Origin of the sequence: Sulfitobacter sp. HI0040, from assembly GCF_001634885.1 — a bacterium.
In the GTDB taxonomy this organism is placed as follows: domain Bacteria; phylum Pseudomonadota; class Alphaproteobacteria; order Rhodobacterales; family Rhodobacteraceae; genus Sulfitobacter.
On the sequence record NZ_LWEX01000500.1, the window covers coordinates 1 to 8,123 of the forward strand.

An 8,123-nucleotide genomic window follows, 5' to 3' on the forward strand; every position below is an offset into this window, starting at 1 on the left:
TTCGCGGTGGGGGACCAGATCGTCAGCGGTGGCCACGAAGGCACCGTGGAACGCATCGAAACCCGGGCAACCCTGATCAAAACCTACGATGGCCGTCGTGTAGTGATCCCCAATGCCGACATCTACACCGACAGCGTGATCGTGAACACGGCCTTCGACACACGGCGCAGCCAGTATGACGTGGGCGTGGGCTGCAATGACGACTGGAACGAGGCGCGCCGCCTGATGAAAGAGGCCGCCGAGGGTGTGGAAGGCGTCCTTTCCGATCCGGGGGTGGAAACGATCCCGATCGAATTGGGCGATTCCGCGAATGTGATCCGTTTGCGCTGGTGGACGAAGTCGGACCGGGCGAGCCAGATCCATACCTTCGGCGAGGTGCTGCAGGCCGTCTACATCAAGCTCGATTCCGCCGGTATCGACATGCCGTATCCAACGCAGGTGCATCTGTTTCACGACCAGACGGAAGAGACCGACGGCGACCGCAAGCGCCAGCGCGAAGGCTGGCCCGCCACGGGCGACGATCCGAAACCGCGCCGCATTTCGGACGCCATCGAACGGGCCGCGCAATCGCGGAACGGTCAGTCGAGCGCCAATGGCGGCAACGGCGCGCAGGTGCAGGCCGAAACCGGCACCGCGAAGTCTTGACCCCGTGACGCGCCGGGTGCAAAGCCCCCTGCATGACACAGATTGCTTTGATCACCGGCGCCTCCCGCGGGCTGGGCGCCGCCCTCGCCGAGGCGCTCGCGCCCACCCACCACATCGTCGCAGTGGCCCGCACCGTCGGTGCGCTGGAAGAGCTCGACGACCGGATCACGGCGCAGGGTGGTCAGGCCACGCTCGCGCCGATGGACGTGGGCACGCCGGAGGCCATGGCCACGCTCTGCCGGGGCATACATGACCGGTGGGGCGGTATCGATCTCTGGGCGCATACCGCGATACATGCAGCCCCCCTCGCCCCCGCCGATCACGTGGATGCAAAGGACATGGCGAAATCCGTGGCGCTCAACATCACGGCCACGGCGACCCTGATCAACTACGTCGCGCCCCTGCTGGGTGACAGCGGGCGGGCGCTGTTCTTCGATGACCCGCACGCGGGCGAAAAGTTCTTCGGCGCCTATGGGGCCACCAAGGCGGCCCAGATCGCTCTGGCGCGGTCCTGGCAGGCCGAAGCGGCCCGCATCGGTCCCAAGGTCCATATCCTGTCGCCTGCGCCCATGCCCACGGCGACCCGCGCCCGTTTCTTTCCGGGTGAGGACCGCAGCGCGCTGACCGCCCCCTCGGCAGAGGCCGCGCGCCTGCTGAAAGAGGTCTAAGCCGTCAATCGCACGGCATCCGGCCTTGTGTCCTTGCCGCCCGAAGTCCCCTCGCATATCAAGGCGAAAAGGGGATTTCATGCGCATTCTCATCACCAACGACGACGGCATCGATGCGCCCGGTCTGGCTATCCTGCGCCAGATCGCAACCGAACTGGCGGGCGACGCGGGCGAAGTCTGGACCGTAGCGCCCGCGTTCGAGCAGTCGGGCGTGGGGCATTGCATCAGCTATACCCACCCTATGATGATCACCCGGCTGGACGAACGCGTCTATGCCGCCGAAGGGTCGCCCGCCGACTGCGTGCTGGCGGCTGTCCACGACGCGATGACCGCCGCACCCCCGGACCTGGTCCTGTCCGGCGTGAACCGGGGCAATAACTCGGCGGAAAACACGCTCTATTCCGGCACCATCGGGGGGGCCATGGAAGCCGCACTTCAGGGCATCCCGGCCATTGCGCTTTCGCAATATTTCGGCCCCGCGAACCGGGACCTCGAAAATCCGTTCGAAGCGGCCCTGCGGCATGGCGCCGATGTCATACGCCGCATTCTGGATGCCACCCCCGAACAGCAGCCCGACAGCTACCGGCTGTTCTACAACGTGAACTTCCCACCGGTTCCGGCGGCGGATGTTGCGGGCGTCCGGCTGGCCGCGCAGGGCATACGGCCGGGCACCGGGTTTTCGACGGAACCGCATCTGTCGCCTTCGGGTCGGCGTTTTCTGTGGATACGCGGCGGCGACCAGCAGGTGCCCACCGCCCCCGGGACGGATGCGGCCGCGAACCTCGAAGGATATGTCTCCGTCACGCCCATGCGCGCGGATCTGACCGCCCATGACGCCTTCGCCGGGCTGGAGGCGATCAACGGATGACGGAGGAGGCGGCACAAAGCCTGGCGGAGCGCAAGATGCAGTTCCTCTACGCCCTGCGCTCCAAGGGCGTGACGGACGCGCGCGTGCTCACCGCCATGGAAGCCGTGGACCGCGGGCCGTTCATCCGCGGGCTGTTCGCCAGCCGCGCCTACGAAGACATGCCGCTGCCCATCGCCTGCGGACAGACGATCAGCCAGCCTTCGGTCGTGGGGCTAATGACACAGGCGCTGGAAGTCCAGTCGCGCCACAAGGTGCTGGAGATCGGCACCGGGTCCGGATACCAGGCGGCGATCCTGTCCAAGCTGGCGCGCCGGGTTTATACGATCGACCGCCATCGCCGCCTCGTTCAGGAAGCGCGCGACATTTTCGAGGCGCAGGGCCTGTCCAACATCACCGCCGTCACGGCGGACGGCTCCTTCGGGCTGGCCGAACAGGCCCCCTTCGACCGGATTATCGTCACCGCCGCCGCCGAAGATCCGCCCGGCCCCCTGCTCGCCCAGTTGAAGGAAGGGGGAATCATGGTTCTGCCGGTGGGCCAGTCGGACGCGGTACAGCACCTAATCCGGGTGCGGAAAACCGCCAACGGCCTTGAATACGACGAATTACGCGCCGTTCGATTTGTTCCACTGCTGGAAGGATTGGGAAAAGAGACGTAAAGAGTTTACGATAATCCCGAACCCCGGAGCACATGGGGACAGCAGAACGAGGACGACCGGATGCAGCCATTCCAGATATTCCGTGCCACGCGTTTCGGCCTGATATCGGGCACCGCTCTTGTATTGGCGGCCTGTCAGGGCGAACCGCTGGATTACGACATGCGCGGCGTGAGCGGCGGATTTTCCACCGCCCAGGCCGCGACCGGCCCACTGGCCCCCCGCCCACGACCCGATGCGCGCGGCGTGATTACGTACCCCAACTATCAGGTGGTGGTGGCCCGCGGCGGTGACACGATCGCGGATGTGGCAGCCCGGGTGGGTGCCGATTCCACCGAACTGGCCCGCTTCAACGGCATCGAACAGGGCGTGCCGCTGCGCCAGAACGAGATCATCGCCCTGCCCGGCTCCGTCTCGGCTACGACAACGACGACAGCCGCCGCAGGCGGGGGCACCACGGATATCACCGCGCTTGCCGGATCGGCCATCGCGCGGGCCCCGGCTGCGCCGACTGTCCGTACCGCCGCCTTGCCGCCCGCCGGTCAGGCCAGCCCGGCGCCGGCACCTGCAAGCCCCGCCTCTGCCGAGCCGGTTCGCCACCGCGTCGAACGGGGAGAGACCGCCTATACGATTTCGCGGCTCTACAACGTTCCGCTCAAATCGCTTGCCGAATGGAACGGGCTCGGCCCGGATTTCGCCGTACGCGAAGGGCAGTTCCTGCTGATTCCGGTGGGCCGCCAATCCCCGCCGCGCGGCACGACCACCGCCGCCGCCGCAGTACAACCCGCGCCGAAGCCGGTAACACCCCCCGGCGCCGGATCGCCCACGCCCACGCCGCCTTCGGCCGCCAAACCCCTGCCACAGGACGAGGCCGCAAAGCCGTTGCCTGCCGCATCGGCCTCTGCCCCCGCGAAACCGGTGGCCGATGTGGGCAAACCCACCCAGACCGCCAGCACATCCCGGCTGGAAACGCCGGTGCTCGGCAGCATCATCCGGGGATATTCCAAGGGCAAGAACGACGGTATCAACATCAAGGCCGCCGATGGTGCCCCCGTGAAGGCCGCCGAAAGCGGTACGGTCGCGGCCATCACCAAGAGCGCCGAAGGCGTGCCCATCGTGGTGATCCGCCATCCGGACAACCTGTTGACGGTCTATGCCAACGTGACGGCGGTTTCCGTTTCCAAGGGGGACAGCGTCCGCCGGGGGCAGCAGATCGCAAAGCTGCGCAGCGGTGACGAATCCTACGTGCATTTCGAAGTGCGCAACGGGTTCGAAAGCGTCGATCCCACGTCCTACCTGAACTGAGCGAGGGGCCGCGGCGTCAGATCCTGACGCCGCGCCGCCCGGCCAGATCGACGAAATACTGCCAAGCCACCCGGCCCGACCGCGCACCGCGCGTGGCCTGCCACTCGATCGCCTCGGCCCGCAGGGTCTCGGGCGCGATCTCCACGCCGTAAGCCGCGCAATAGCCTTCGATCATCTGCAGGTATTGATGCTGGTCGCAGGGGTGGAAACCCAGCCAGAGGCCGAACCGGTCGGAAAGGGAGACCTTTTCCTCCACCGCTTCGGAGGGGTTGATCGCGCTGCCGCGCTCATTCTCGATCATGTCCCGGGGCATCAGATGGCGGCGGTTCGACGTGGCATAGAGCACGACATTGTCGGGCCGCCCTTCGATACCGCCGTCCAGCACCGCCTTGAGCGACTTGTAATGGGCGTCGTCATGGCCAAAGCTCAGATCGTCGCAAAAGAGGATGAAACGCTGGCGCGCCTCGCGCAGGTGGCCCAGCAGCCGACCGACCGAAGGCAGGTCCTCCCGCTGAAGCTCCACGATGCGCAAGTCGGGGCAACGGGCGTGAACATCGGCATGTACCGCTTTGACCAAGCTGGATTTTCCCATGCCCCGCGCACCCCAGAGCAGCGCGTTGTTCGCCGGCAGACCCTTGGCAAACTGCTCGGTATTGGCGACCAGCGTGTCACGCGCACGGTTGACCCCGACAAGCAGGCCCAGATCGACGCGGGACACCTCTGCGACGGGTTCCAGCCGGTCCGGTCCCGTGTGCCAGACAAAGGCCGGCGCCACGTCGAAATCCGGCTGTTTCAGCGGCGGCGGGGACATCCGTTCCAGCGCCGCCGCGATACGGTCGAGCGGTTCGGAGGTCATCGCCGCTCGTCTTCCGGCAGATCGCCCGCGTCGTCTTCGAATTCCGCCAGCAGGGGGTCCTCCTCATCGTCGTAATAGCCTTCGGCGCGCAGCTTTTCCTCGCGCTTGGCCTCGACCCGGCGGACAAGGAAAATCGACAGCTCATAAAGGCCGTAGACCACGACGAACAGGATCACCTGCGTGATGACATCGGGCGGCGTGACCAATGCAGCCAGTACCAGAATGCCGACCACCGCATATTTGCGCACGTTCCCCAGCCCTTCGGAGGAAACGAGCCCCGCCTTGCCCATCAGCGTCAGCAACACGGGCAGTTGGAAGCAGAGACCGAAGGCCACGATGAACTTGATCGTCAGGCTCAGGTATTCCTGTGCGGAGCCCTGAAAGGCGATGGCGGCGATGCCACTGTCATTGATCTCCCCATCTCCGGTCAGCGAACCTGACTGCTGGAAACCGAGGAAGAAGTCGAAGGCGAGCGGCGTCACCACGTAAAAGGCAAAGGCCGCACCGAGAAAGAACATCAGCGGAGAGGAGATCAGGAAAGGCAGGAAGGCGCCCTTCTCGTTCTTGTAAAGGCCGGGCGCCACGAAGCGCCACAGCTGATAACTGATATAGGGAAAGCCCAATACCAGCCCACCCAGCAACGAGATGGAGATGGCGACGAAGAAGCCTTCCTGAAGCTTGATCAGGATGAGCCCGCAATCCTGCTGGCCGCGTTCGGCCATGGCCGAGCAGAGCGGCGCGGTCAGGAAATTGAAGATCGGGTTCCAGACCGTAAAGCAGATGATCATCCCGATGATGAAGGCAATCACGGAATGGATCAGACGGGTCCGCAGTTCCGCCAGATGTTCGATCAGGGGGGCGGCGCTGTCGTCTATGTCGTCCGAGGCGCTCATGTATCGCTCTTTCCGGTGGTGGTCTTCTGCGCCTTGGACGGAGACTTGGCAGCCGGTTTGGCGGCGGCTTTGGTCGCGGGCTTGGCGGCGGCCTTTGCTGCAGGCTTCGCGGCGGCCTTAGGCGCGGCTTTCGCGGCAGCTTTGGTCGCGGGCTTCTTGGCCTTGGCCGGGGCTGCGCTATCCTGCTTCGGCGCGGTTTGCTGGCTCGCCGCGGGGGCCGATGGCGCCGTGTCGCGCGCGGGTTCCGGCGCACCTGAAAGCTGCGCTTCCATCGCCTCGGCCTTGGCGGCGGCATCCGCCGCTTCCCGCTGCTTGCGGTCCGCCGCGGCGCGGGCCGTGGCCGCCTGTATCTTCTTGGCGTCGTCCGCGCGCTGCTTTGCCAGCTTTCCGGTTTCACTGTCCGGGTCCAGATCGGTGAGCGATTTCGTCGCCGATTTCACCCCGTCCATCGCACTGCCGAGCGGATTCGTCGCCGTCTTCAGCGTCTTGTTCAGATCGGACGAGATGCTGCGCACCCCGGAATCATCGGCGGCGTCGTTCATGGCCTGTGAAAATTCACGTGCCATACCCTTTGCCTTACCCACGAACTGCCCCACCTGCCGAAACAGCATGGGCAGGTCTTTCGGGCCCACGACAATCAGCGCGACAATGCCGATGACGAGCAGTTCGGTCCAACCAAGATCGAACATGTGCGTTTACACCTGATCCTTGTCGGCCTTCAGGTCGTTCTTGGGGTGCGTGCCCACATCGGTATGCTCCGGCAGGTTCGCATCGTGGATTTCGCCCACGGGCTTGCTGCGGTTGTCCTCGATGTCACGCTCGCCTTCGCTGATGCCTTTCTTGAAGCTCGTGATTCCCTTGCCGACTTCACCCATCAGCGAAGAAATCTTGCCGCGACCAAACAGCACCAGCACCACGACCGCGATGAGCAGCAGGCCCGGCAAGCCAATATTGTTCAACATGTCCTATCTCCCGTCATATCCGCGAGAGCAGCGCCCTCGCCATGTCCGCACCCGTTCTAGGCAGCTTCGCGGGTCGGATGAAGGGGCAAAGCGGTTCCCCGGGCAGCACCACGCGGGTTTTCGCAGGGTCAAGCGAGGGGCCGAACCGCTGCTGACAGCTTTTTGTCAAGAGCATTGCGGGAATATGCGCGAGGGGCTATGCAACGCCATGCGCAGAAACGACCGGATACATAAGCTGCTGGACGCGCTTTCAGACGGGGCGCTGCACCGCGCGCAGGATCTGGCGCAGCGGCTCAAGATCGCACCGCGCACGCTCTATCGCGATATCGCCCGTCTGCGGGCCAGCGGCATCGCGGTGGAGGGGACCCGGGGTCAGGGTTACCGGCTGACAGAGGCGGTGCATCTGCCCCCCATCTCGCTGTCGCCGGAGGAAGTGGAGGCGCTGCAACTCGCGCTCGCCGTCCTGCTTCAGACCCCCGATCCGGCCTTGCAGGCAACTGCCACGACGCTTGCCGCCAAGATCGATGCGGCGCTGCCCGAAGCCGCCCTGCCCGATGCGGAAACCTTTTCGCGGATCCTGCCGCCCTTTGCCGACCCGGCGCGCGGGCTGTCGCATCTGCCCGTCCTGCGGGCAGCGATCCGGGCGCGGCAAAAGCTGCGTCTTGTGGTGACGGAAGCGAACGGGGCGGTACGCAGCCATGTGTTTCATCCCGAGGGGCTGCGCCACGCGGCCCGCGTCTGGGTGCTGGATGGATGGTCTGAAACCACGCAGGCAGCACTCACGCTTCGGATCGACCTTATCGAAACGGCGGAGCCTCTGCCGGAACTCTTCGGCTGATGCTCAGCCCCGCAGGCGCCACCCGGACTGGGGCGGCAGAAAAGCCTCTACCGCTGCCTGCGCGATCACGATGACATCCTGCCCGGTATCCACGTCGAGCCCCCCGAAGACGGCCCGTACTTCTGCACGGCCGCGCGGCAGCAGGCCGACGAGCAGATCGGTATCGACCAGTTCAGGCTTTTGCACGGCGACGGTGACCGTGACGCGCATGGCTTCATGCGACAGCGCGGTAGCTTCGAAAAGCGGCAGTGAAGAATGCCGCAGGGCATCCTCGATCGCGCGACCGGCGGCCTTGGTGTAATCCTGCCCGTGCAGGTCGTTGCCGCTGCCCATTTCGATGATGAAACGCTGATCAGCCATCGGAACGCTCCATGTCAAAGCCTACGCAGAGCGCCACGTTCGCCATGATCGTCGGGTTGCCCTCCCCCTCGGGGC

At 65.4% G+C, this 8,123-nt stretch carries 11 protein-coding genes; 6 read left to right on the forward strand and 5 right to left on the reverse strand.

Annotation, left to right across the window (positions count from 1 at the left end; translation table 11 throughout):
- The 5 genes from A3728_RS19735 to A3728_RS19755 form a co-directional block, all read left to right on the forward strand.
- Positions 1-645: mechanosensitive ion channel family protein (locus A3728_RS19735; protein ID WP_150120905.1), on the forward strand; the 645-nt coding region annotated here is incomplete at its 5' end.
- 32 nt (positions 646-677) lie between these two features.
- Positions 678-1,313 carry an SDR family NAD(P)-dependent oxidoreductase gene (locus A3728_RS19740; RefSeq protein WP_067927771.1) on the forward strand — a complete coding sequence of 212 codons (636 nt, stop codon included), beginning with the start codon at positions 678-680 and terminating at the stop codon, positions 1,311-1,313.
- Between the two features lie 79 nt (positions 1,314-1,392).
- Positions 1,393-2,181: a 5'/3'-nucleotidase SurE gene (gene surE / locus A3728_RS19745; RefSeq protein ID WP_067927774.1), complete on the forward strand. Its 789-nt coding sequence runs from the start codon at positions 1,393-1,395 to the stop codon at positions 2,179-2,181.
- Positions 2,178-2,837: a protein-L-isoaspartate(D-aspartate) O-methyltransferase gene (locus A3728_RS19750; protein ID WP_067927777.1), complete on the forward strand. Its 660-nt coding sequence runs from the start codon at positions 2,178-2,180 to the stop codon at positions 2,835-2,837. Before surE ends, A3728_RS19750 begins: the two co-directional genes overlap by 4 nt.
- Before the next feature lie 60 nt (positions 2,838-2,897).
- On the forward strand, positions 2,898-4,139 hold the full coding sequence (locus tag A3728_RS19755; protein ID WP_067927780.1) for a M23 family metallopeptidase: 1,242 nt from the start codon (positions 2,898-2,900) through the stop codon (positions 4,137-4,139).
- A 16-nt stretch (positions 4,140-4,155) separates the two neighbouring features.
- On the opposite strand, the gene A3728_RS19760 is transcribed toward A3728_RS19755, so the two are convergent.
- From A3728_RS19760 to A3728_RS19775, 4 genes are read right to left on the reverse strand one after another with little or no spacing between them, the layout of a single operon-like run.
- A complete protein-coding gene (locus tag A3728_RS19760; RefSeq protein ID WP_067927784.1) occupies positions 4,156-4,995 on the reverse strand; it encodes an ATP-binding protein in 840 nt (279 codons plus the stop codon).
- A complete protein-coding gene (tatC, locus tag A3728_RS19765) occupies positions 4,992-5,888 on the reverse strand; it encodes a twin-arginine translocase subunit TatC (protein WP_067927789.1) in 897 nt (298 codons plus the stop codon). The genes A3728_RS19760 and tatC overlap by 4 nt, the downstream gene beginning before the upstream one ends.
- A complete protein-coding gene (gene tatB, locus A3728_RS19770) occupies positions 5,885-6,577 on the reverse strand; it encodes a Sec-independent protein translocase protein TatB (protein WP_067927793.1) in 693 nt (230 codons plus the stop codon). The genes tatC and tatB overlap by 4 nt, the downstream gene beginning before the upstream one ends.
- A gap of 6 nt (positions 6,578-6,583) precedes the next feature.
- Positions 6,584-6,850: a twin-arginine translocase TatA/TatE family subunit gene (locus A3728_RS19775; RefSeq protein ID WP_067927796.1), complete on the reverse strand. Its 267-nt coding sequence runs from the start codon at positions 6,848-6,850 to the stop codon at positions 6,584-6,586.
- Between the two features lie 208 nt (positions 6,851-7,058).
- Here A3728_RS19775 and A3728_RS19780 point away from each other — a divergent pair, with 208 nt between their 5' ends.
- The gene (locus A3728_RS19780; RefSeq protein WP_067927801.1) at positions 7,059-7,688 is read left to right on the forward strand and encodes a helix-turn-helix transcriptional regulator; all 630 of its coding nucleotides are present in this window, start codon (positions 7,059-7,061) and stop codon (positions 7,686-7,688) included.
- 3 nt (positions 7,689-7,691) lie between these two features.
- Here A3728_RS19780 and A3728_RS19785 read toward each other — a convergent pair whose 3' ends face one another.
- Positions 7,692-8,048: a Lin0512 family protein gene (locus tag A3728_RS19785; protein WP_067927799.1), complete on the reverse strand. Its 357-nt coding sequence runs from the start codon at positions 8,046-8,048 to the stop codon at positions 7,692-7,694.
- Positions 8,049-8,123: the final 75 nt, after the last annotated feature.